The 24,905-nt window shown below is 32.8% G+C and carries 21 protein-coding genes, 1 pseudogene and 1 riboswitch; of the genes and pseudogenes, 9 read left to right on the top strand and 13 right to left on the bottom strand.

Going from position 1 to position 24,905, the window contains the following annotated elements; genetic code table 11:
* Positions 1–2 precede the first annotated feature (2 nt).
* The 4 genes from tolR to hslU all read left to right on the top strand — a co-directional run bounded on the left by tolR (position 3) and on the right by hslU (position 3,373).
* Positions 3–422 carry a colicin uptake protein TolR gene (gene tolR, locus A9G34_RS08375; protein WP_034943948.1) on the top strand — a complete coding sequence of 140 codons (420 nt, stop codon included), beginning with the start codon at positions 3–5 and terminating at the stop codon, positions 420–422.
* Positions 423–460: 38 nt separating this feature from the next.
* Positions 461–1,339, top strand: a complete 879-nt coding sequence (gene tolA, locus A9G34_RS08370) for a cell envelope integrity protein TolA (RefSeq protein WP_065585640.1) — start codon at positions 461–463, stop codon at positions 1,337–1,339.
* A 151-nt stretch (positions 1,340–1,490) separates the two neighbouring features.
* Positions 1,491–2,018 carry an ATP-dependent protease subunit HslV gene (gene hslV / locus A9G34_RS08365; RefSeq protein WP_034943942.1) on the top strand — a complete coding sequence of 176 codons (528 nt, stop codon included), beginning with the start codon at positions 1,491–1,493 and terminating at the stop codon, positions 2,016–2,018.
* A 26-nt stretch (positions 2,019–2,044) separates the two neighbouring features.
* A complete protein-coding gene (gene hslU, locus A9G34_RS08360) occupies positions 2,045–3,373 on the top strand; it encodes an HslU--HslV peptidase ATPase subunit (RefSeq protein ID WP_065569431.1) in 1,329 nt (442 codons plus the stop codon).
* Positions 3,374–3,438: 65 nt separating this feature from the next.
* Here the strand turns inward: hslU and asmA are convergent, their stop codons facing one another.
* From asmA to mltA, 3 genes are all read right to left on the bottom strand, one after another.
* Positions 3,439–5,355 (bottom strand): outer membrane assembly protein AsmA, encoded by a 1,917-nt coding sequence (asmA, locus tag A9G34_RS08355; protein ID WP_065569430.1) that lies wholly within the window; start codon positions 5,353–5,355, stop codon positions 3,439–3,441.
* A gap of 33 nt (positions 5,356–5,388) precedes the next feature.
* Positions 5,389–5,970 carry a dCTP deaminase gene (dcd, locus tag A9G34_RS08350; protein WP_034943933.1) on the bottom strand — a complete coding sequence of 194 codons (582 nt, stop codon included), beginning with the start codon at positions 5,968–5,970 and terminating at the stop codon, positions 5,389–5,391.
* A gap of 69 nt (positions 5,971–6,039) precedes the next feature.
* A complete protein-coding gene (gene mltA / locus A9G34_RS08345; protein WP_065569429.1) occupies positions 6,040–7,116 on the bottom strand; it encodes a murein transglycosylase A in 1,077 nt (358 codons plus the stop codon).
* 192 nt (positions 7,117–7,308) lie between these two features.
* Between mltA and cycA the strand changes: the two genes are divergently transcribed.
* Entirely contained in the window at positions 7,309–8,688 is a 1,380-nt protein-coding gene (gene cycA, locus A9G34_RS08340; RefSeq protein ID WP_034943930.1) for a D-serine/D-alanine/glycine transporter, read from the top strand.
* A gap of 41 nt (positions 8,689–8,729) precedes the next feature.
* Here cycA and A9G34_RS08335 read toward each other — a convergent pair whose 3' ends face one another.
* Entirely contained in the window at positions 8,730–9,749 is a 1,020-nt protein-coding gene (locus A9G34_RS08335) for a TerC/Alx family metal homeostasis membrane protein (protein ID WP_065569428.1), read from the bottom strand.
* Between the two features lie 170 nt (positions 9,750–9,919).
* Here A9G34_RS08335 and dacB point away from each other — a divergent pair, with 170 nt between their 5' ends.
* Positions 9,920–11,356, top strand: a complete 1,437-nt coding sequence (gene dacB, locus A9G34_RS08330) for a serine-type D-Ala-D-Ala carboxypeptidase (RefSeq protein ID WP_065569427.1) — start codon at positions 9,920–9,922, stop codon at positions 11,354–11,356.
* Between the two features lie 57 nt (positions 11,357–11,413).
* Here the strand turns inward: dacB and A9G34_RS08325 are convergent, their stop codons facing one another.
* Together A9G34_RS08325 and A9G34_RS08320 are read right to left on the bottom strand one after the other, a co-directional pair.
* Complete coding sequence (locus tag A9G34_RS08325) at positions 11,414–13,249, bottom strand: ABC transporter ATP-binding protein (protein ID WP_065569426.1); 1,836 nt, start codon at positions 13,247–13,249, stop codon at positions 11,414–11,416.
* A gap of 253 nt (positions 13,250–13,502) precedes the next feature.
* On the bottom strand, positions 13,503–14,192 hold the full coding sequence (locus A9G34_RS08320) for a LexA family transcriptional regulator (RefSeq protein WP_065569425.1): 690 nt from the start codon (positions 14,190–14,192) through the stop codon (positions 13,503–13,505).
* A 654-nt stretch (positions 14,193–14,846) separates the two neighbouring features.
* Between A9G34_RS08320 and tatA the strand changes: the two genes are divergently transcribed.
* On the top strand, positions 14,847–15,029 hold the full coding sequence (tatA, locus tag A9G34_RS08310) for a Sec-independent protein translocase subunit TatA (protein WP_176701036.1): 183 nt from the start codon (positions 14,847–14,849) through the stop codon (positions 15,027–15,029).
* 15 nt (positions 15,030–15,044) lie between these two features.
* Positions 15,045–16,229: an FAD-dependent monooxygenase gene (locus A9G34_RS08305; protein WP_065569422.1), complete on the top strand. Its 1,185-nt coding sequence runs from the start codon at positions 15,045–15,047 to the stop codon at positions 16,227–16,229.
* A 242-nt stretch (positions 16,230–16,471) separates the two neighbouring features.
* Here A9G34_RS08305 and mutY read toward each other — a convergent pair whose 3' ends face one another.
* The 3 genes and pseudogenes from mutY to hpf form a co-directional block, all read right to left on the bottom strand.
* Positions 16,472–17,512 (bottom strand): A/G-specific adenine glycosylase, encoded by a 1,041-nt coding sequence (gene mutY / locus A9G34_RS08300; RefSeq protein WP_065569472.1) that lies wholly within the window; start codon positions 17,510–17,512, stop codon positions 16,472–16,474.
* Between the two features lie 5 nt (positions 17,513–17,517).
* Complete coding sequence (pheA, locus tag A9G34_RS08295) at positions 17,518–18,669, bottom strand: bifunctional chorismate mutase/prephenate dehydratase (protein WP_065569421.1); 1,152 nt, start codon at positions 18,667–18,669, stop codon at positions 17,518–17,520.
* Between the two features lie 99 nt (positions 18,670–18,768).
* A pseudogene (gene hpf / locus A9G34_RS08290) lies at positions 18,769–19,096 on the bottom strand (ribosome hibernation-promoting factor, HPF/YfiA family).
* Between the two features lie 312 nt (positions 19,097–19,408).
* Here hpf and trmJ point away from each other — a divergent pair.
* Positions 19,409–20,098: a tRNA (cytosine(32)/uridine(32)-2'-O)-methyltransferase TrmJ gene (gene trmJ / locus A9G34_RS08285; RefSeq protein WP_065569471.1), complete on the top strand. Its 690-nt coding sequence runs from the start codon at positions 19,409–19,411 to the stop codon at positions 20,096–20,098.
* A 101-nt stretch (positions 20,099–20,199) separates the two neighbouring features.
* Here the strand turns inward: trmJ and cysS are convergent, their stop codons facing one another.
* From cysS to argR, 4 genes are all read right to left on the bottom strand, one after another.
* Positions 20,200–21,597: a cysteine--tRNA ligase gene (cysS, locus tag A9G34_RS08280; protein ID WP_065569420.1), complete on the bottom strand. Its 1,398-nt coding sequence runs from the start codon at positions 21,595–21,597 to the stop codon at positions 20,200–20,202.
* 414 nt (positions 21,598–22,011) lie between these two features.
* Positions 22,012–22,254: a GlsB/YeaQ/YmgE family stress response membrane protein gene (locus A9G34_RS08275; protein ID WP_034943904.1), complete on the bottom strand. Its 243-nt coding sequence runs from the start codon at positions 22,252–22,254 to the stop codon at positions 22,012–22,014.
* Positions 22,255–22,566: 312 nt separating this feature from the next.
* The gene (lysC, locus tag A9G34_RS08270) at positions 22,567–23,928 is read right to left on the bottom strand and encodes a lysine-sensitive aspartokinase 3 (RefSeq protein WP_065569419.1); all 1,362 of its coding nucleotides are present in this window, start codon (positions 23,926–23,928) and stop codon (positions 22,567–22,569) included.
* Positions 23,929–24,011: 83 nt separating this feature from the next.
* Positions 24,012–24,185, bottom strand: a riboswitch (Lysine riboswitch).
* Between the two features lie 110 nt (positions 24,186–24,295).
* On the bottom strand, positions 24,296–24,754 hold the full coding sequence (gene argR, locus A9G34_RS08265; protein ID WP_034943898.1) for a transcriptional regulator ArgR: 459 nt from the start codon (positions 24,752–24,754) through the stop codon (positions 24,296–24,298).
* Between the last annotated feature and the right edge of the window lie 151 nt (positions 24,755–24,905).

Genomic DNA, 24,905 nt, shown 5'->3' with positions numbered 1-24,905 from the left:
TTATGAGCAGGCGTTCTCGTTATTTAACTAAATCTGAAATTAATATAGTACCACTGCTTGATGTGTTATTAGTGTTGGTACTAATTTTTATGGCGACTGCTCCTATTATTAGCCAAAGTGTTGAAGTTGATCTGCCTCAAACTTCTGAATCTAAAACGGTTTCACCATCCGATAATAAAATAATTATTATAGAGGTATCAGACATTGGTGTTTACACATTAGTCATTAATCAAGAGCGCCAAATAAATTTATCTCAAGAGCAAATTATTGCTGAAGTTAAACAGCAATTAGCTTTAAATGAAAAGGCAATTTTTTTAGTTGGTGGTGCTAAAAATGTTCCTTATGAAGAAATAATAAATGCGTTGAATTTATTGCAATCTGCAGGTGTTAAGTCTGTAGGGTTAATGACTCAACCAATTTAAATTTAAGCGATGATAACAATATATTAGAAATGTCAGCAATGTCGAATAATTCAAAATCAAAGTTAAGCCTTGCAATCATCATATCGATTATACTGCATGTAGCGTTAATTATTATTTTAAGCTATAGGCTAACACAAGATGATAGTAATAATTATGGCAGCAATAATGGGCAAACAATTGATGCTATCATGGTTGATCCAACTATAATGTCTGAACAGTACCAAAGGCAAATGCAAAGCCCAATATCTCAACAAAAAGCAGAACAACAAAGGAAGGAGCAAATTGATAGGCAGTTTCAAAATTTTCAAGAAAAACAGCTTGTTCAACAGCAGCAGTTACAAGAATTAGAAAAAGAACGTTTAAAACTTGAAGAAAAACTCAAACAAGAGCAAAAAGCTGCTATAGGAAAGTTAGAAGCAGAAAAGAGATCAGCTGAGCAAAAGGCAGCAGAGGAAAAAGCTATTGCAGAAAAACTAGAAGCAAAAAAGAAAGCTGAAGAGAAAAAAGTTGAGGAAGAGAAAATAGCAAAAGAAAGGCTAGCTATTAAGCAGAAGGCGGCAGCTGCTCAAAATGATAAAAAAGTTAATGATCTTCTTGGTGGAATTATTTCTACATCTAGTTCCTCATTGACTCGTAAAGGTACATCTAATGGTGAATTAGATAAGTATATATTTTTAGTTAAAAGTGCTATAAGTAATAAATTTATTAATCCAAATAAGCTTTATGTTGGTCAAAGCTGTATGTTAGAAATTCGTATCGCACCCGATGGTTTGTTATTGGATGTTAAAGTATTAGGTGGTGATGAAGCTTTATGTCGGGAAGCATTAGCAGCTACAAAATTAGCCGTCATACCAAAACCATCGAATATACTTTATAATGAAGTTAAAAGAATGAAAATTAATTTTGAACCAAAGTGATAATTGTTTGTAGAAGTGCTAACCTAAAATATCTTTCCCGTGAATAAACCTTCAATATCTTTAAATAAAGATATTGAAAATCGACTTATCACCCCAATATATAATCTATTCATTCCAATTTAAGTTATTTATGTAAAAGAAGGAGCAGAATATGACAACAATTGTCAGTGTCCGACGAGAAGGCCAAGTCGTTATTGGTGGGGATGGCCAAGTCACGCTAGGCGAACGAATAATTATGAAGGGAAACGCTCGCAAGGTTCGCCGTTTATATAATAATAAAGTGATTGCAGGTTTTGCTGGTGGTACTGCTGATGCTTTTACGCTTTTTGAATTATTTGAGCGAAAATTAGAAATGCATCAAGGGCATTTAACCAAATCAGCTGTTGAACTAGCGAAAGATTGGCGTACAGATAGAATGCTACGTAAGCTTGAAGCATTACTTGCTGTTGCTGATGAAAGCGCATCACTTATTATTACTGGTACTGGAGATGTTATCCAACCAGAAGATGATTTAATTGCAATTGGTTCTGGTGGGCCTTATGCACAAGCAGCTGCACGTGCTTTACTTGATAATACATCGCTATCAGCGCATGATATTGTGCAAAAATCATTATCAATTGCAGGTGATATTTGTGTGTATACTAATGATTTTCAAACAATCGAAGAACTCAATTATTAATTAAACTGATCTAAGAGAATTTTATTATGTCTGAAATGACTCCTCGCGAAATTGTAAGCGAATTAAACCAATATATAATTGGACAAGATAAGGCAAAACGATCTGTTGCTATAGCTTTACGTAATCGTTGGCGTCGTATGCAATTAGATGAAGCTTTACGCCATGAAGTAACACCCAAAAATATTTTAATGATTGGACCAACAGGTGTTGGTAAAACTGAGATTGCAAGACGTTTAGCTAAATTAGCTAAAGCGCCTTTTATTAAAGTTGAAGCAACAAAATTTACCGAAGTAGGTTATGTTGGTAAAGAAGTTGATTCAATCATTCGAGATTTAACCGATTCTGCAGTTAAAATGATTCGTCAAGAAGCGATTGAACGAAATCGCACTCGAGCAGAGGAATTAGCTGAAGACCGTATTTTAGATGTGCTAGTGCCACGAGCAAAAGATGGTTGGGGACAAGTAGAAAATAATAATGATTCAACCGCAAGGCAAGCATTTAGAAAAAAATTACGTGAAGGTTCACTTGATGATAAAGAGATCGAAATAGAAATAGCAGGTGTCAATATAGGAGTTGAGATTATGGCTCCTCCAGGTATGGAAGAGATGACAAATCAACTACAATCAATGTTTCAAAATTTAGGTGGACAGAAAACTAAACCACGTAAAATGAAAATTAAAGATGCATTTAAACAATTGATTGAAGAAGAAGCCGCTAAGCTTGTAAATCCTGATGATCTTAAACAGGAAGCAATAGAAGCAGTTGAACAAAATGGAATTGTTTTTATTGATGAGATCGATAAAGTTTGTAAACGTGGTAACTCATCTGGTCCAGATGTTTCTCGCGAAGGTGTACAGCGTGATTTATTACCTCTTGTTGAAGGATGTACGGTTTCAACAAAACATGGTTCTGTTAAGACTGACCATATTTTGTTTATTGCATCAGGCGCATTCCAAACAGCAAATCCGTCGGATTTAATACCGGAATTGCAAGGTCGATTACCTATTCGAGTTGAATTGCAAGCATTAACTAGTGAAGATTTTGAGCGTATATTAACTGAGCCTAATGCTTCACTTACGGCTCAATATAAAGCACTAATGGCAACTGAAGGTGTAAATATTGATTTTACAGCTGATGGGATTCGTAAGATTGCTGAATCTGCTTGGCAAGTAAATGAACAAAATGAAAATATTGGTGCTCGTAGATTGCATACTGTATTAGAACGTTTAATGGAAGAGATTTCATTTGAAGCGAGTGAACTCGATGGTCATACGATTACAATTGATGCCAAATATGTAGGTGATCATCTAGATAAACTTGTTGCTAATGAAGATTTAAGTAAATTTATCTTATAGGCAATTTAAATTGTTGACACTAAAAAGGTGAGCTAAGCTCACCTTTTTATTAACTAGTTTAATTTTTACAGGTTATTTTTTAATAGCCCTTCTAATATTTCTGCTGCTTTTTGCTTAGAATTTGATTTCTTGTCATCTTTTAAATTTCGATTTTCTAACTTATTACGAAGTTTATCTAAACCTTGTTGTATTTTATCATTCAATAAATCTTTTAAAACTTGGCTGATATCAATTTGATAATTAAGTTTAGTGAATTGCCCATAAATACGGAACGGAATAGTCAGTTGCTGTAATTTCGCAATTGTCTCACTTTTGCCATTCCAGCCTCCTAGCATTTTTATATTTAAATTAACGTCTAAATCTTTTTGTTCCATGCCAATTCGCCCTGAACCTTCAATAATATCAAGTGTTTCTGAGTTAGCTGTTAAAGAAGTAAGGTTTATATTGCCATTACTCAAATAAGCATTCGCTGAAATTTCGTGAAACTCAGTATATTTTTTTTGATTTTCAACGGTTAAAACATCTTTAGTGTATTTCGCAGTTGCACTTTGGATAATATTTTGAATATTTATATTATCAAGCCTTGCATTGGTTATAACAATACCCAATTTACCTTGTAAATTATTGGATAATTTAGATAGTGTTATAGTGCTTGCTTCTAATTCTCCAGTTGCATTAAAAAGACCTACTAGATCATTACCGGTATCAATTTGGTTAAAAAACGTATTTAAATCAACATCTCTCACTTTTGTATCAAGTTTAATTAAAGTTTCTTTTTGTTTACCATTTGCAAAACCTTTTGCAACAATATGACCTTTCGCAAAATCAAAGCTAACATCGTTAAATGTTGCGATTCCATCTTTGTTAATGACGTCCACATTTACATTATTTAATACTAATTTATTTTTGACTAATTCTTTTATTGTAAATTTAGTTTCTGCATCAAATAAATTAAGAAAAATAAGTTCATTATTCGCTTTTGGTATTGTCGATACAACAGGTGTTGTTTGCTGTGTTGCTAAGTTAACATTATTATTACTATTATTTGATTTTTCATTTATTCCATCTGCAAACGAATCAAGGTTCAGTCGGTCGGCATTAAAATTTAATACTAAATGTGTTTTTTGATCTAAATTAGCATGTATATGACCTGTAAAAATATTATCATTAATTGAGAAGGTTAGACGTTGGGTTTCAAAAATCCGAGGTTTTTGCTGATAATTAAACGCGCCTTTTAAATTACCTTTTAGTTTTCCTGATGGAATACCAATTCCTTTAATAATATAATCAAGATGTTCTAATTCTATTTTTGCATATTCAGGATATTGACCTAAATCAATGTTCGCTTTTGCTGTGTAAAATAGGTATTGCTGGTTTCGATCAATATTTCCTTTCACATCAACAGAAATGTTTTTGGCTGTATTTTGTTCAAGTGTTAAGGTCAGATTTCTAAAATTAATAAGGTTATTTTTTTGTTGCAAAATAACTGTACTATCTGAAATTTCGAATTTATTTAAAGTAAATTCCCAACCTGATTTGTTTTTTTCTTCTTTTTTTTGTTTTTGTAATATTCCATCTGAAGTTGTTGTAGGTTGATGGGGGGGCTCATATTGCATTTTTTTCCCTTTGCTTTCCTCTGTAATATTGATGACTGCTGATTTTACAAATACATTTTTAACATCAAGCCTTTTAGAAAATAAAGGAAATAACTCAACATCAAGCCGCATGTTATCTGCGGTTAAAATAGGTTTTTGAGCACCAATATCAGAAAGTTTTACTGAATCGGTTAATATACTTATTTGTGGCCAAATATGCCAACGTAAATCCCCTTCGATAGTTAACTCATAACCAGTTTTATCCCTTACTTTATCGGAGATAAATCCTCGAAAATTGTTAGGATCAACAAAAACTATTAATGAGACTATTCCGATCGCAATGAGCAGAATTAAGATAAAAAGAGTAACCAATATTTTTCTAATCATATTAATATTCCTTGATTAACGTTATGAATTATTTTAGTCTTTATCAATACGACTAGCAACTGCACCATGTTGGTCTTTATATTTTGCATCTTGACGACGGTTGTATGGTTTTTCAGCAGGTCCTGTTAGTGTTTCAAAGCTAAGCGCACCGATTGTCATGCCTGGTCTAAGTGCGAGTGGAATTTTCCCTGAATTATAAAATTCAAGTACAATTTGTCCTTGCCAACCAGGATCAATTCTATGTGCTGTCACATGAACCATAAGCCCAAGCCTAGCAAGTGATGATCTCCCGTCTAACCATCCGACTAAATCATCTGGAATTGTAACCGATTCTAATGTAACCGCTAGCGCTAATTCCCCAGGATGAAGGTAAAATATACCATCTTTGGGGAGTACTATTTCCTCACTCATTACTTGTTCCAAAACAGCTGAAACTTCTTCTTTTGGTCCGCTTAAATCTATATAGGGTGTAGTATGTTCTCTGAAAGTACGAAACTGATTGCCTAATCTGACGTCGACTGTTGCGCCATTAATACAATTAGCTGCAGGTTGTGGTGTAATCTTTAATTTACCATTTTGTAAATATATTTCGATATCTCGATCGCATAGTCTCATGAATTGTCCTTAATAAAATTTTTATTTTTCATTTTAACAGGTTCTTCCCATGCCGTCGATGTTAGTAATTTAAGGCTTGATGACCCATGCACGCCCAAAGTGGTTATAATAACCAGCCAATTTACCGGCTTTGTCTCCTACACCAAGATAAAGATCAAAATGCTGACCTTTTATCGCACCACCAACGTCAAGTGCGACCATTAAACGAACTTCTCGTCTATCTCTATATATTCCATCGTCATCAAGGAGTGGTACATCGACTAGGACGACAGATCCTATTGGCACAACTACTTTATCTGAAGCTACAGATGCATTTGCAACTAAAGGTATTGCTGCAGCGCCTTTTACTTCGGTATTATGTTGAGGTTTAAAAAAAACAAATGAACGGTTTTGTACTAGTAATTCTTTAAGTCTTTTTTCACTTTTATTTTGGGCCCAATTTTTGATGGCTTGTATTGAAACATTTTCTTTATCGATTTCCCCTTGTTCAACTAATAATCTTCCTATACTAGAATATTCATATCCATTTTTTCCGCTAAAACAAAAGAAAACTAATGGAGAACCATCTTCAAAATCAATATAAGCACTACCTTGAACCTCCATAATAAAATTGTCCATTAATGAATTACTGTAAGCAATTTCTAGCCCTTTTCCTGATAGTGCGCCATTATAGATTTGCTCTCGACTTGGTAATCTGCCTTTTAATCGATTAGGAAATTTATAAATCGGATATTTGAATTCGCTAGTTGGCTTATGCTTTGCTTTTATAACGGGTGTATAATAGCCGGTTAAATGTACATTTCCGTAGCCGTCTTGGCCTTCCATTTCATAACTTTTCAACCCAACCTTATCAAATTCATCAGTTCCTAAAGAACGGTTAATCCAAGAGTCAATGGCATTATAAATATGTTTATTTTTATGATATAAAGATGGTGAATAAGTTTTGATTTTTTCAATTTGTATAACATAATCTGAAATATTTATAGGAATAGCTAATTGAGGGTATGTAATATTGAAAGATGAAGATAGCTTACCTTCAGTATATCTTTGACCTTGTTCAATTTTATTGTTTTGACAGCCAGCTAATAATAGAATAAATAAAATAGGTGCCAAATAAAAATAGTCACAGTAGTTATTCTTTTGCATTCTAATGATTTGTTTAAGTAATAAGCATGGTTTGTTATGCTACACAATTCTTTTATAAGAAACTACTGTTAATTTTATGTCGGCATAAAAAGTTTTCATAATATTTCAGCTTGCGGTTTGCAGGGATAAACTTTATATTTCTATATTCTTTATAAAATCGAAAAAATTTCGAAATAAAAGGTGATAATAGCGATGAGCATTACATCCTCAAACAATGATCTAAAGCGAAACCTATCTAATCGGCATATCCAATTAATTGCAATTAGTGGTGCTATTGGTACCGGGCTATTTATGGGCTCAGGAAAAACGATTAGCCTTGCTGGACCGTCGATTGTATTTGTTTATATAATCATAGGTTTTATGCTTTTTTTTGTCATGAGAGCAATGGGTGAAATTCTGCTTTCTAATTTAAGATATAAATCTTTTAGTGATTTTGCTAATGATCTACTAGGACCTTGCGCTGGTTTTTTTACTGGTTGGACTTATTGGTTTTGTTGGGTTATTACTGGAATTGCTGATGTTGTCGCCATTTCAGGATATGTGCAACATTGGATACCTGAACTACAATCATGGATACCAATGTTATTAACGGTTGTTTTATTATTAACCTTAAATTTATTAACAGTAAAAATGTTTGGTGAAACAGAATTTTGGTTTTCGATGATTAAGATTATTGCGATTTTGGCGTTAATAGCTATTGGTATAGTATTAATTTTAACCTCTTACCATTCTGAACAAACTAATACAATATCTGCATTTTCCAATTTATGGAAATTTGGTGGTTTTTTCCCTCATGGTACTATGGGTTTTTTTGCTGGGTTTCAAATTGCCATTTTTGCTTTTGTGGGAATTGAACTTGTAGGTACAACAGCCGCAGAAACAATCGATCCTAAGAAAAACCTACCACGAGCTATTAATTCTGTGCCTGCTCGTATTATCTTTTTTTATGTTTTTGCGTTAATTATTATTATGAGTGTAACGCCATGGAAGCTAATTTCACCGAATAAAAGCCCATTTGTTGAATTATTTACTTTAATAGGTTTACCTGCTGCCGCAAGTATTATCAATTTTGTTGTATTGACATCAGCTGCATCATCAGCGAACAGTGGAATTTACTCAACAAGCCGAATGTTATTTGGACTTGCTAAAAAACAAGATGCGCCGGAACCTTTTGGTAAGTTGTCTAGTCGTTCTGTGCCAGCTAATGGATTAATCTTTTCGTGCTCTTGTTTATTTGGTGGGGTGGTATTAATTTATTTTGTACCCAATGTTATGCATGCATTTACTATTGTGACTACGATTTCAGCCATTTTATTTATGTATATTTGGTCAATGATTCTAATTTCTTATATAGCTTATCGACGCAAAAAAGCTACTTTACATCAGCAATCACAATTTAAAATGCCAGGTGGTATTTTGATGTGTTATGTCTGTTTAGCTTTTTTTGCCTTTGTGATTGTGCTTCTTACTTTGGAATCTGATACACGACAAGCTTTAATTGCCACACCAATTTGGTTTATCATTTTAGGTATAAGTTATTATTTACGTTCTTTAAAACGTAATAAATTTTGATTTTTAAATGGCAGGAATGCCTGCCAATATCTTCATAACTATTATTTATTTTTTTCTGGCCAGATGAAGCTTGCAATAATTCCCAAAGTTAAAATGCCTAACACGATATAAAGGCTATTAGTTGGGCTAATATTGATGTTATACCCAAATAGGTGGTTGCTAGCATTGAAAGCTAATTTGAAGGCAATAAAAAACAACAAATAGGTTACAGCTTTACTAAGGTGGACTAAATATTGTTGCATAGCTTCTAAAACAAAGTACATTGTTCTCAACCCTAAAATGGCAAAGATCATAGCGCTATAAACAATGAATGGCTCTTGGCTAACGGCGATTATAGCTGGCACAGAATCAAAAGCAAACATTACGTCGCTAAGTTCAATTACAACAATGCATAAAAACAGCGGGGTAGTATATAAAATATTTTTGGAGAATTTACTAACAAATTCAGCATCTCCTGATTTTGCCAGTTCAGCATTGAGCTGTTTTTGTGTTAATAAAAAATGGTGGCCAACAATTTTGGGATAAGATGGTAAAATGCGTTTTGCGATGCGATAAGCAAAATGTTCTGAATAATCCTTTATTTCATGATTCTTTCCTTGATTTTTTAACATCATTATCCCAGTGAAAGCAACTATAGCAGAGAATAATAATTCCATCCATGGCCCTAATGATAATAAACTGGAACCAATTATCACAAAAATAGCGCGGAATATAATAGCACCAATTACTCCCCAATAGAGTAAGCGATGACGATAATTATCAGGAATGCCAAACCATGAAAAAATAGCCATAATGACAAAAAGATTATCCACTGAGAGTGCCTTTTCCAATATATAACCAGTAATAAATAGGCTTGCAATAGAGCTTCCGTGATGAAGGTATAAATAGAGTGAAAAAGCCAAAGCAATAGCAATCCAAAATAGTGACCAAACAATAGCATTATTTAAGCTTATCGGTTTATCATTATGATGAGCAAACAAATCAATAACGATTGCAGTTAAAGCCAATATAATGAAAACTAGTACTGTTTCAATTGGAAAACCTAATAAATGTTGAATCATGTTATTATCACCTAAAGTTAAATTTTGTATTGAAATAATTTCAATAGCTATTTTTATTATTTTAATGGAATATATTAATAAAACGGATTGAGTATATATTGATAGGCATAACAAAAAAAGCTATATTTGTAGTTAACTTCTTTATTAAAAACCATTTTGAGCCGATTTCAATGAAAAAATTCAAAGCAATTTGTGTTTTTGTTCTTTCTTTTTTATCTAGTTTAGTGCAAGCGTTATCAGTTGAACCTTATATTTCTACTTTACCTAAAGGAAGCGATATATCCATTCTGGTTCAATCTGTTGGAAGGCAGCCTACAACTTTGGCCCAATACAAGAGTGATCAATTTAAACAACCGGCTAGTATTCAAAAAATCATAACTGCTCTTGCAGCAGAGCTTGAGTTAGGTAGTGATTTTCGATTTGAAACACAAATGTTAACTAATGGTTTAATTAGTCATAAACAGTTAAATGGTGATTTAATAATTAAATTAAGTGGTGATCCAACCTTTAGTCGAAATCGGCTGCAAACTATGCTTTCTGCATTACGCCAAAAAGGGATTGAAAAGATATCGGGAAAAATTATTTTAGATACTTCAATTTTTACAAGTCACGATAAAGCTGAAGGATGGTCATGGAATAATTTAACTGCTTGTTATAATGCTCCTCCATCCGCTGCAATTATTGATAATAACTGCTTTTTTGCATCAGTTACGCCAAGTAAAATCGGTGGAAAAGCGTCTATTTCGATTCCAATTGGTATTCCTGTTACAGTAATGGGGGATGTAAGAACTATTGCAAAATCTAGTAAAGATTTGAATGATAAATATTGTGAATTAGATGTTAGCTACTCTGCCAAAAATAATTATTACCTATCAGGTTGTATTGCTACTAGTTCAAAAAAAATACCACTTAAATTTGCTATATTAGATGGAGTTCATTATTTTTCTGCAATTTTAAAAAATGAACTTAAGAAACAAAAAATGACTTTTACTGGGATTATTACACAGAGCAATCAAAAAATAACTTCCAAACTTATATTATTAGCTACAAACCAGTCAGCTCCTCTTTCAGAACTGTTAACTATTATGCTTAAAAAATCGAATAATTTATATGCTGATGCCATTTTCAGAACATTGGGGGCTCACTATTATAATATACAAGGCACATGGCGAAATAGCGGCGATGCTGTTAAGCAAATTTTACGAAAAAAAGCCGGTATTGATCTTGAAAATCTGGTCATTGTAGATGGCTCTGGTTTATCAAGATTGAATTTAGTTAGTGCTAATAAAATGATGGAAATTTTACAGTATATTTCGGCTCATAATGCTGAATTGGGTATTATTGAGAAACTTCCCATTGCGGGAACTGATGGTACATTGCAATATCGTAAAAGTTTTATTGAATCACCTCTTAAAGAAGCTGTACGCGCTAAAACAGGATATATACAAGGTAGTTATAACTTAGCTGGTTTTATTCAAAAATCAGATGGCAAATATATTGCATTCGTTCAATTACTATCGGGATATCATGCTGATAACCCTATTGAACCTAAAAATAGCGCGATTATGAGGTTTGAATCAGATTTTTATAAAAACTTTATCAATTAATGTAACCTGATAGCGCATATATAGTGATATATGCGTTTATATTTTAGTTGATTTTATTTATAAATTTTCTGGCAAAAAACCGCCGCTTTGGTGTTTCCAAAGATTTGTATAGAGTCCATTTTTTTCAAGTAGCTCTTGATGTGTGCCTTGTTCAATGATTTTTCCCTGATCAAGAACAATTATTCTATCCATTGCTGCGATAGTGGATAAACGATGAGCAATAGCAATAACGGTTTTACCTTCCATTAATGTATACAAACTTTCTTGTATCGCTTGTTCTATTTCAGAATCTAGTGCGCTTGTGGCTTCGTCTAATAATAAAATAGGGGCATTTTTAAGAATCACTCTAGCAATTGCAATACGTTGTCTTTGCCCTCCTGATAATTTTATACCTCGCTCACCAACAAAAGCATCATAGCCAGTTCTACCATTAGCATCAACTAAGGTTTGGATAAAACTATCGACATGGGCTTTTTTGGCTGCTTTGATCATTTCATCTTCCGTCGCTTCATTATTTCCGTAAAGTAAGTTTTCTCGTACTGATCGATGTAATAGTGATGTATCTTGGGTCACCATACCAATTTGAGCGCGCAAACTTTCTTGGTTTACTGTTGTAATATTTTGATCGTCGATAATGATTTCGCCACTTTTTAAAGTGTAAAAGCGAAGTAGTAAATTAATAAGCGTTGATTTTCCTGCACCTGAACGACCTACTAAACCAATTTTTTCTCCAGGGTTGATAGTTAAATTTAAATCTTCAATAATAGATTTATCTCTTTTTTCATCATAGTTAAAGTAGATATGTTTAAATTCAATTCTTCCCTGAGTAATATTAAGGTTAGCTGTACCGGGTTTATCAACCTCCGTTTTTGCGTCAGAAAATGTATTAATTCCATCTTTAACCACACCAATATTTTCAAATAAAGCAGCCATTTCCCACATAATCCAATGTGAGAAACCATTTAATCGTAGGGTAACAGCTGTTGTTGTTGCAATAGCTCCAATGCCAACTAATTGATTTGTCCATAACCATAGGGCAACCCCTGTCGTGCTTAGTATTAGTGAAACAGAAAGTAAATGGTTAACAATTTCAAAACTACTCACTAACCGCATTTGCTTATTGACAGTAGCCAAAAATTCATCCATTGATTCTCTAGCGTATTTAGCTTCATTACCTGAGTGTGAAAACAGCTTTACTGTCATAATATTCGTGTAAGCATCTGTGACTCTTCCTGTCATAGTCGAACGCGCATCAGCTTGTATACTGGCAATTTTACTTAGGCGTGGAATAAAGTAGTACATTGCTATTCCATAGAGCAAGCTCCAGCCTAAAAATGGTAATAATAACCGAGGTTCTAATTGACCAATAATTGCTGCCATAGTAATAAACGAAATAAAAACGTATATGAAAATATCAGATACTAAAAAGCAGGTATCTCTAACAGCAAGTGCTGTTTGCATCACTTTTGATGATATTCGACCAGCAAAATCATCTTGGAAAAAATGCATATTTTGGTTCAATATTAATCTATGTAAAACCCAACGCATTCTCATCGGAAAGTTACCGGCAAGACATTGGTGCTTTATTATAGTTTGCAAACCAATTATTAATGTACTTGCTAAAATTATCAAGGCTAATGATATTAATGTTATCTTTTCTTGTTGCCAAAATTTACTTGATTCGACTTCTGATAGAGAATCAACAACTTTACCGAGAGCGGCAAATAAAAAAGCTTCAAATGCACCACCTAATCCACTGAGGATAATTAGCAGTAACATAAATAAGCGAGTACCTTTGGTTGAGTGCCATATAAAACTAAAAAAGTTTTTAGATATTGGTTTAGGTTCATCTATAGGATAAGGTGATACTAATTTTTCAAAAAATCTATACATATAAGACCTAATTAGTAATAACGTTCATTCATTGATAGGTTATCAATGATATTAAAATATTGGGATAGTGTAGGTAGATGTAAATCATTATCGCACTAATTTTTTGTTTGAAACTTTAAATAAATATCATTTAATTGACTTTCTGTTTTTGTGAAAGTAATAAATGTTGGATAATTAGTGAGGAAATAATTTGCTTGTTATTTCCTCTGTCCAGATTATATCTTGAAAGTTAGTATATAGCTATTAAAAGTGATTAAAAAATATCTTTAATGATCTGTACAATACGACCAACAATGTGATATTTATGAAAGTTTGTTTTTGGTACTTCAATTGTTGGATACTCACTATTATTACAAATTAACAGCCACCCATCGAGAGTTAAGCGTACTTTTCTTAGAAAGGTAATATCTTCATATTCAATCAGATAAATTGCACCATCAACAATATCACCTATTTCCGTATTAATAATAAGACCATTGTTATTGTTTATTTCGGGCGACATTAGATCGCCCTTTGCCCAATATATGAGTAACTTTTTGATGTCTAACCCTCGATGGGAGGCCCAACCTTCTACAATAGGGTAATTCATGACAGGTGGAGTTTCACGAACATAACGTTGCATTTGAGCTTCTTCTTTAGTAGGCAACTGTTTTCTATAAACAGGAACACGGTAGATATTTTCATTGTAAACATTTTCATCATCTTTTGAGCCTAAAACTTCTAATTTGTAACCAGTAGCAAGCCAGTTAAAAGAAACATTACATTTTTCTGCAATAACTTCTAAGCGTGTTAGTGATGGGTATGTTTTCCCTGATAAATAGTCTCGAATGACTGTTTCAGACATATCACATTTTTTAGCAAAGGCTGAAACAGATAAACCTTGCATTGAGCTATGTAATCTATCTTTAAATGTTTTAACATTTTTATTTTTAATCATATTCATTTCTAACTCATTTTTGTTATTTCATCCGTTTTCCAATTATAGTGTATATTTTACAAGTTTTACATATTTCGTCTAATGAAAAAATCATATAAAAATGTGATTTTATTAATATTTGTAAGTGATTTTCGTTTTATATTTTGATGATTTCATTATTTCAATTATTAAAATACGTTGTCTGCAATTTTTTAAAAAAATAATGTTTCTATGTTTTTCTTTTGGATTATCGATGTTTTTTATTGGTAAATTTTGTTTTTTAATTGTTTTAATTTGATTTTTATAATTTATTTGATATATGTCAAATACTTGTTTTTTAGAATTAAATCTTGATTTATTTATTAGCAGCTGGTTTTTGCTAGATTTTATTTGATATTGCTTCTGTTTTGAACGATTTTTAAATAAATAAAAAAACAAATAAAAACGTTGACTAAAACGAAAAAAAATGGATAATAAGCAGGGTAAGGATTTTTCATTGTTTTCTTTCCTTATATTCCTTATATTTCATGTTGACCTGTATAGTTTTATACAGGTCTTTTTTTTTATTTTTGAACTATCCATGAAATCCCTTCACAAAAAGAGTATAATCAGTCTTCTATATAATATTTTTTAAAGCTTACCCTAACAGAGCGAGAGCGTTATATTTATTGAGAGGATTTGATTATGTCTTTTAGTATTCCACATCTTTTAGTGTTTCTTGCCGTGGTGATTTTATTATTTGGTACTAAAAAGTTACGTAATTTAGGTTCGGATCTTGGTTTAGCGTTGAAAGGCTTTAAAAAAGCGATGAATGATGACGAAGTTGAATCAAAAAGTGATAATAAGTTAGATAATCAAAAATAGTTGCATTTATTGAGTATGAATTTACAATTTGATGTAGTAATTGTTGGTGGTGGATTAGTTGGTTTAGCCACTGCTTGTGCACTTAACCAATGTGATTTAAACATTGCGATTATAGATACTAAAATTCATCAGCATGAATTCTTGCCACATGCTGAAATGAGTATTAGAGCTTCTGCTATTAATGGCGCTAGCCAGCGTTACTTTTCAAAAATAGGTATATGGGATGATTTATGCAATAGCAACCGCGTACAGGAATTTACCGAGATAGGTGTATGGGAAAAAAATGGTCTAGCCCATTTGTCTGTTCGAGCCAAAGATTACGGTTATTCTAATCTTGGATACATAATTGAAAATAATGTCATTTCTCATTCCCTTTACCAGTTTGTCTTAAAATGTCCGAATATTAATATTTATAGTTATGAAGCAATTGATTGTACATTTAATGATGATTTTGCCTTTTTGACACTTGCAAATAAAACTGTTTTACAAGCTAAATTAATGATAGGCGCTGATGGTGCTCATTCTTGGGTGCGTAGGAGTGAAAATATTTCTGTTCTTGAGCGTGATTATCTTCATCATGCTGTCATTACAACTGTTCAAACTGAATATCCTCATCAATCCTGTGCTAGACAAGTGTTTTATCCCAATGGAATTATTGCTTTTCTTCCTCTTTGGAATGCAAATAAAAGTTGCTTAGTTTGGTCGACAAAACCAGATAATGCATCTACTTTAACTTCACTTTCCGAATCAGAATTTTCGAACGAATTATTTCGGTTAACTGGTGATAAAGTCGGTAAATGTCAGTTAATTAACCCTAGAATGGTATTTCCATTAAAAGCGCGGTTTGCTAAACAATTTATTAAGCATCGATTAGTACTTATTGGCGATGCAGCTCATACTATTCACCCTTTAGCAGGACAAGGGGTAAATTTAGGTTTTCAAGATTCTGCTTTGTTAGTTTCAACCATTAAACAATTAATTGAAACTAATAAAGATATTGGGCTTGTAAAAAATTTAAAATCATTTGAATTTAATCGTCGCAAAGATGCGTTAGTTATGCTCACGGCCATGCAAACTATTCAAGATATGTTTAATGGTGATAATTTGTTGAAAAAGACGTTAAGAACAATTGGTATGAATGTTATTGATAATAGTCAGCTATTAAAAAAGCAACTGATTAAATATGCTATGCATATTTAATTTAAACTTATATCTAGTTATTATTGTGTCTGTCAAAAACTTTCAGGTAAGTATGTGTTTCAGTATATAAATCAATTATGATACTTAATAGATTAAGAATCTATTCCAGAAATAACAATCCAACCATAAAATAAGTAAACTGAACTAAAGATTGCATGATCTAATGCGCTTAGCAAATTATAGTTAAACAAGAATAATAATGATGCACTAAAAAGTGCACCAATATTGATAATAAATCGTGATTAAACTGTTTGTTTTAATAAGTTATAAACAGGGGTAGCAAGACCTATTTTTGCGTTGTTAGATTTTAGGTTATACCAATAGCCAACAGATTCATTGAAACATTTTGTATACTTGGTAATGACACAATGAATAGGAAAAATATCTAAGTGGAAATGACTAAATGTGTGGCGAAATGCAACAAGTTGCTTTAGTGCTGTTGTTTCGATACCTTGTTTTTTTAACCAGTCAGCTATTGCTTGTTTACTGGAAAATTGAGGGAAACAATACAACCCTCCCCAAATACCAGATGGAGGCCTTTTTTCAAGCCAAATTGCATGATTATATTCCAGCATTAAAAAATAGGCTATCTTTTCGGGAATGGTATTTTTAGTTTTTTTTGTGGGATAGAGTCGCCAGCTTTCGTTTTTATATGCTAGACAATGATTTTGCAATGGGCATAAGGCGCATTTAGGCTTAGTGCGTGTACAAACCATAGCACCAATATCCATCATAGCTTGATTAAATTTTTCTACTTTGTGTTTTGGTGTGACTTGCTCACTTAATTGCCAGAGTCTATTTTCGACAGTTTTAATACCCGGCCAACCTTCAACAGTAAAGTATCGGGCTAAAACACGTTTTACATTTCCATCTAAAATTGGGTAATGTTGATTTTGTGCAAGAGATAAAATTGCACCGGCTGTGGAGCGCCCTATACCTGGAAGCCCGATAACATCATCGAACTTTGTAGGGAAAATACCATTAAATTTATCAACAATTAATTGTGCTGCTTTATGTAAATTACGCGCTCTTGCGTAATAACCAAATCCAGTCCAAAGATGCAATACATCATCAATTGGCGCTTTTGCTAAATCTGTTATTTGTGGGAAGCGCTCAATAAAACGATTAAAGTAAGGAATGACTGTAGCAACTTGGGTTTGCTGTAGCATCACTTCAGACAACCAAACATGATAAGAGCTTTTTTTGACCTGCCATGGTAACGTTTTTCTGCCATATTGTTCATACCACGTAAGGACCGCTTGCGAAAAGTGTCGTATTGTCATAGCCATTACATTGCAGCAACAATAGAATCACTAGGATAGCACCCTAGTACCTTAGTATATAAAGTCATTGATGCCAATTCTTTGAGTGCTGTTTGCATTTCATAAGAATGAATGTTACCTTGCAAATCGATATAAAACATCTCTTCCCAAGGTGTACCATGAATTGGGCGTGATTCGAGTTTAGTCATAACAATGTTATGGTTACGTAATACTGATAGCGCATCAACTAAAGCACCTGCTTGCTGACCTGTTTTCATTAGAATTGTGGTTTTAGCCGGGATTTGATCAGATACCTCTATCGGCTGACGAGCTAACACAATAAAACGAGTAATGTTTTCTTTTTGATTAGCAAAATTATGTTCAAGGACTTGTAGACCATATAATTCACCACCATCTTTATTACCCATAGCTGCAATATTAGGTTGATTCAATTTAGCTATAGTTTCCATTGCTGATGAAGTACTATCGCAGTATATGATTTTCCAATGAGGGTAGTTCTCTAAGAAGTTACTACATTGCTGGAATGGTTGTGGATGGCTATAAATAGTATCGATTTGCTCTAGCTGTGAATTTTGTATAGCAAGAACACAATGATCAATAGGCAAAGAGATCTCACCAATAATATGCAGATTAGTTTTTTGCAATAAATCATAAACTTCATTAATTGAGCCAGAACTTGAGTTTTCTATTGGTAAAATTCCATAATTTACGGCACCATTTTCGACTTGTTCAAAAATCTCTTTAAAGGTTGAACAGCTTAATTCAATCATTTCATCTAAGTGAGTGCTAGCATAGCGGCGAGCAGCAGAATGCGAATAAGATCCTTTGGGTCCTAAAAAGGCAACTTTGGCAGTGGTGATTGTACTTAGATTTATCTTTTCTTGTAAGATTTTTTGTTGTAATAGTACAGAGTCTTCAATAATTAATTGATATAAGCGTTTAATGAAAATATCATCAAGATGATAGTTTTTTCCTTCATTGATTAAGGTTTTGATAAGTGAACGCTCACGATCAATATCACGGACAGGAATGTTTGCTTCAATTTTAGTATGAATTACCTGTGTTGAAAGTTGACGCCGCTCGGCAATAAGCTCTAGTAATGTTTTATCAAGTTTATTAATTTTATCTCGTAATGGTAACAAAGGATTTGCAGTCATTTTTATTAGATATTTAAAAAAAGTGATTTGTATTATAACAAGCAAAAAAATAAAGACACCATCAAAGTGCTTTTTTATTCAATCAAGAAAATTGATAAATTAAATTCCTTCTTGTAATAGTGTGTTTTTTATGCTGTTATTCGCGCAGCTAGATTCGTTTTTGCGTTGTAGTTTATTAAGTTGTTTTTCAAGTTTATCAATAAGGCCATTAATTGCAGTATACATATCAATATGTTTGGCAGAAGCAACAAATGAGGTTCCTTTGGTGGCAATTGTCGCACTAACAATAAATTCATCTGATTCTTTAAATAAAATGAGGGTTGATTAGCAGTGCTCTTCATTTATCTAACTTCGAAAACTTATCTTCTAGATAGCTACAAATAGCAGAGGTAACATCCATTTGTTGACTAGTGATACTTAAACTCATAATTGATTTCCTTTTTTATTAACAAATTTAATTTAAATGTTGTTACTACATAGGCAAATTATTTTAGTTTCGTCAATAAGATATTTGTTTTTATCTAATTTTTATTAATTTAATTTTAAAATGGATTCCATTGTCTGAATATTGCATAGCATGTGACGGACTGAAACTGATTTTACCATGATTTTGATATATACTGTTTTAATAATTATTTAGTTTATCCTGTGTTATAGGTAATTATTCAATAATGAGGACAATGTGAGTTATTTAGATAATGTGAAGATTGTTTTGGTTGAAACATCTCATACAGGTAATATGGGCTCCGTTGCGAGAGCAATGAAAACCATGGGATTAACTAACCTTTGTTTAGTTAATCCGATCATAAAGCCTGATTCTCAATCGATTTCGTTAGCTGCTGGTGCCAGTGATATTATAAAAAATGCACAAATCTTTTCTTCACTTGAACAAGCTATTGCTGATTGTACTTTAGTGGTTGGTACTAGTGCTCGCTCTCGTAGTTTACAGTGGCCATATTTAACCCCCAAAAAATGTGGCGATAAGATTATTCAAGAAGCCTCAAATCTCCATACTCAAGTCGCTTTGGTATTTGGTCGTGAGCGTGTTGGTTTAACTAATGAAGAATTGCAAAAGTGCCATTATCATGTTGGAATTCCAGCTAACCCTAGTTATAGTTCTTTAAATCTTGCTATGTCGGTACAGGTTTTGTGTTATGAAATTCGCATGTCAATGCTCAATCTTGAAGATCAGCAATCTGAAAAGGAAAATGAGAAAATGGTTGAAACTGAGTTTCCTATAGATGCTGATATAGAGCGCTTTTACCAGCATTTAGAACAAACCTTGTTACAGACAGGCTTTATTAATGCCAATCATCCAGGGCAAATTATGGGACGTTTGCGGCGATTATTTACACGTGCTCGTATTGAACAACAGGAACTAAATATTTTGCGTGGCATTTTAACTTCGATTAATAAAATTTTACATTGATGACAAATAGAAACACCCACAGATTTGTGGGTGCTATTTTAAGGTTGATACTGTTTAATGTAGTATCTTATCTATTAATCAAAATATCAATTCTAAGTATGTTAGCTTTTAGCTTTTTTGCGCCATGTTGTGCCGTTTGCACTGTCTTCAAGAACAATATTCATTGCATTTAGTTTGTCACGAGCTTCATCAGCCTGTGCCCAATTTTTGCTGGCTCTTGCTTCATTACGTTGTTTTATTAATGTTTCAACTAATGCAACATCAACATCATCTTGCTTATCACCTTGTAAAAATTTAATAGGATCTTGCTCTAATAATCCAAGAACTGCTGATAGATAACGTAATTCAGCTGCTAATTCATTAGCGAGTTGCATATTATTATCGGCTTTGGCTTTGTTTATTTCACGAGCCAGATCAAAAAGCGTTGAATAAGCTTCTGGCGTATTAAAGTCGTCATCCATGGCGTTACAAAACTGGCGATAATAATTACTATCAGGTGTTGTATGTGGATGATTCGCATCAGTATCTCGCAAGGCTGTATATAGTCGCTCAAGTGCCATTCTTGCTTGTTTTAAATTATCTTCACTATAATTTAACTGACTACGATAATGACCAGATAGTAAAAAATAACGTACTGTTTCAGCATCATAATGCTTTAATACATCGCGAATAGTGAAAAAATTATTGAGTGATTTTGACATTTTTTCTTGGTCGACCATCACCATACCTGAGTGCATCCAGTAATTTACATATTGACCGTTATGCGCACAAGTTGATTGGGCAATTTCGTTTTCATGATGTGGAAACATTAAATCTGAACCGCCACCGTGAATATCAAAGTGATTACCTAATTGATAGCTGTTCATTGCTGAACATTCAATGTGCCAACCAGGGCGTCCTTTACCCCATGGTGAATCCCAACTTGGTTCGTTAGGTTTTGACATTTTCCATAATACAAAATCCATTGGGTTTTGTTTAACATCAACAACTTCAACTCGAGCACCAGCTTGTAATTGTTCTAAATTTTGGCGAGATAAAATACCGTAATTCGGATCGCTGTCTACCGAAAACATGACATCACCATTATTGGCAATATATGCATGTTTTTTTTCGAGAAGCTCTTCAACTAATTTGATAATTTGTGGTATATGATGAGTTGCACGAGGCTCTATATCAGGTCGACGAATATTTAGTGCATCAAAATCGGCATACATCTCTTGTAGCATTCTATCTGTTAGTTGATCACAGGTTTCACCATTTTCGAACGCACGTCTAATTATTTTGTCATCAACATCAGTAATATTACGAACATAAGTTAAATCGTAACCTAAAAAACGTAAATAACGTGCGACAACATCGAAAGCTACGAAAGTACGTCCGTGACCAATATGACAAAGATCGTAAATCGTCACTCCACAAACATAGAGTCCAACTCTATTAGGGGTAATTGGTTGAAATATTTCTTTTTTGCGTGTTAATGTATTGAATATTTTTAACATTATAGTTTACTATTTGTTGGTAATTGATTCTAGCGATTAATATAACAAAAATCTAGATATAACGAAATTACTTATTATAATTGTTTTCAACGAAAATAAATGGACATGGATACTTTGTCATTAGATATTTGAAGGGAGGCATTTCATCGTATGGCATTAGCAAGTAAAATTGCGCTCTAAAAACTTATAACAAACTTAAAAGAATACTATTTTATCCTATATTGATTATTGCAACCATCGTTTTTGTTGTTATCAATGTGTTAAAAATGTTGGTCTATCATTTTCTATATCAATACTTTGCGGTTCTTTTGCTTACGGATAATAAAAAATTCTTTAAATAAAGGATAAGATAAAAAGACAATTGAGCAAGAAATTGGCGGTAATTCCCCGCCAATTTTGATTGCATATAAAATATTATTTGAATAGGCGATAAATATAAATTAGTAGAACCGCACCTAGTACTGAAATGAACAAGCTAGGGAAATTAAAGCCAGTTACAGTTCCCCAACCTAAAAAAGTACTTATATAACCGCCAACTAATGCTCCAGCAATACCAAGTAGAATTGTTTTTACCACACCAACACTTCCTAGAGGCATAAAAAATTTGGCAATCCAACCGGCAATTAATCCTAGAATAATCCAACTTAAAATACCCATGATAATTTTCCTTTATTTGATTAAGTTTAATATTATCTTGCTGATTAGCTTTAATAAGTAAAAATTAACACAACTTTTGAAACGTATAAATTGCTGTTAGTGAAACTATATAAAAAAGACAAATAATTGAAAATTAAGTATAGTTATATGAACGTAACGAACAAATTGTAATTCATATAATGATTACTATTTTATAATTTTTTTTGGTAAATGTTTAGATATTTTATGGTGCTTTACAATTTATTTTTTAATCGATTTAAAATGTAGATTAGTTAAGAAAATAGAGGAAGATTTAACTCCCTCTAAAGGCAATTATTCAAATATTGTTCTATGCAGAATTTTAATAATTTCTTCAGCATCATGACTTTTTGATAATAAACAGAGATTATGAGTGCTTGCACCATAGCAACAAAGCCTGATAACAAAATCATCTAGTGCGCCAAAAACTTCTTTAACTATGCCTTTAGTTGAAGTTAAATTATTACCAATAATTGCAATTAATGCTAAATCCTCTTCAACATCAACATGGCAAACGGTAGATAGTTCATCAAATAGTGCTTTGGTTAATAAGCTGGTACCATTGGTGTAGGTGCCGGTGGTATCAATAGTAAGTGCTATGCTGACTTCTGATGTTGTCACTAAATCAACTGAAATGTTATGTTTAGCAAGTATTGTAAATACATTAGCTAAAAAGCCTTGTGCATGCAGCATATTTAAACTAGTAATTGTTAATAATGTTTGTTTACGGCGTAAGGCTAACGCTCTAAATGATGGTAATTCAGCTTTTATACTATGAGTATTATAGACAATTGTGCCACCAACTTGTGGTTCTTTGCTTGAACCAACAAACACTGGAATATTACTCCGTACAGCAGGAACAAGGGTTGCAGGATGCAACACTTTTGCTCCAAAAGTAGCCATTTCAGCAGCTTCAGCAAAGGAAATTTCATCAATTCGTTTTGCTGCAGGAGTAATGCGAGGATCAGTAGTATAAATACCTGCAACATCAGTCCAAATATCAATTTGTGTAGCATTTAATGCTTCGCCTAATAAAGCTGCGGTATAATCACTGCCGCCACGACCCAAAGTGGTGGTTTTGCCTGAGCTTTCACAACCAATAAAACCTTGAGTGACAATAATAGAATTATTATTTAATGATTTTAAATGTGCGCAACAAAGTTGTTTGATTTCTTCTATTTTGGGAGTCGCTTTACCAAATTTATCATCTGTACGCATCACTTTGCGGACATCAAACCATAATATATTTTTTTGCTTTTCTTTTAATATCTCAACAAAAAGTTTTGAAGACATAATTTCACCGTAGCTGACTAACTCATCGGTCAGTGCTAATGATGTAGCCAAACTGGCAGCCTCGGATAAAGAGGCAATATTTAGGATAATCTGGTCTATTTCTGCACGCAGATTTGGGTTTTCAGGTAGTTGTTCTAAAATTCCGTATTGGATAGCTTGAATTTTAGCAATATGTTGTGCTCTTACCTCTGCATCCCGACCTTCAGCTAATGCAATGAGTAAATTGGTAATACCAGCCGATGCAGATAATACAACGACTTTAATTTTGGGATTTGTGATGACGATATTAGCACTATTTACCATTGCTTGGTAATTAGCAACACTAGTACCTCCAAATTTAGCAATTACAAATGATGTTTCCATGGATTCCTCATATTAAAAATTTTTTATTTTTAAAAGAGATAGAGCGAGGTAATGTCCTATTTACAATTAAAGCAAAGAAGTACAAACCATGAAGCGCTCCACCTGGTATGGTGACAACCCAAGGGATTCAGCCCTTGCAGTTGATTTGATTGATTTCTGGATTATCAAACAAACCTCGGCATTACATCCCCTCAATTATTTTCAACGGTTCCAGTCCCTAAAATAATTCGCCTGAGTAATGCGCCTCTTCGTTCTTGTAACTTAAGTTACAAAATCATTGCTATATAGAATTAACGATTTTGTAAATTGTGTCAATATGTTAAATATGAAAAAATTACTTATTCACTAAAATTTAAGTTAAGTGGGATTACAATTCTTGTTCAAATAATTCTAGAATAATTTGATACAATTTTTTAACTGTACAGCCTTTAGTGGGTGTACTAAAAATTGTATCATCACCAGCAATTGAACCTAAAATTCCTTCGGCTTTACCAATCGAGTCAAGTAATCTCGCAATAAGTTGAGCTGCTCCTGGGCTAGTATGAATAACAACCATTGAACTGTTATAATCAATATCAAGAACTAAGTTTTTTAATGGGCTACTTGTGGTCGGTACACTCATTTCAGCTGGCAAACAATAGACCATTTCAGACTTTGCATTACGAGTTCTAACTGCCCCAAATTTAGTTAACATTCTCGATATTTTAGATTGATTTATATTATCAAATCCCTGTTCTTGCAGTGCTTGCACTATTTCGACTTGTGAGCTGAACTTTTCTTGGCTAAGCATCTCTTTAAATGTTTTAGTGAGAGCATCTTGTTTCATAATGTTCCTTCAGATTGAGTTTATTTCTATTTAGATGAAAATATTTTTATATTATGTTTGGCATTTATTAATCATAATTTCGATTGATACCAATTATAAATATTTTTTAACTAGTTAATTGTCATTTTTAATGGGACAATCTAAAATTATT

This window comes from Gilliamella sp. Choc4-2, assembly GCF_001690355.1.
GTDB lineage: Bacteria > Pseudomonadota > Gammaproteobacteria > Enterobacterales > Orbaceae > Gilliamella > Gilliamella apicola_A.
Note: the sequence above shows the minus strand (reverse complement) of the source record. Positions and strands in the feature narration are given on the sequence as shown.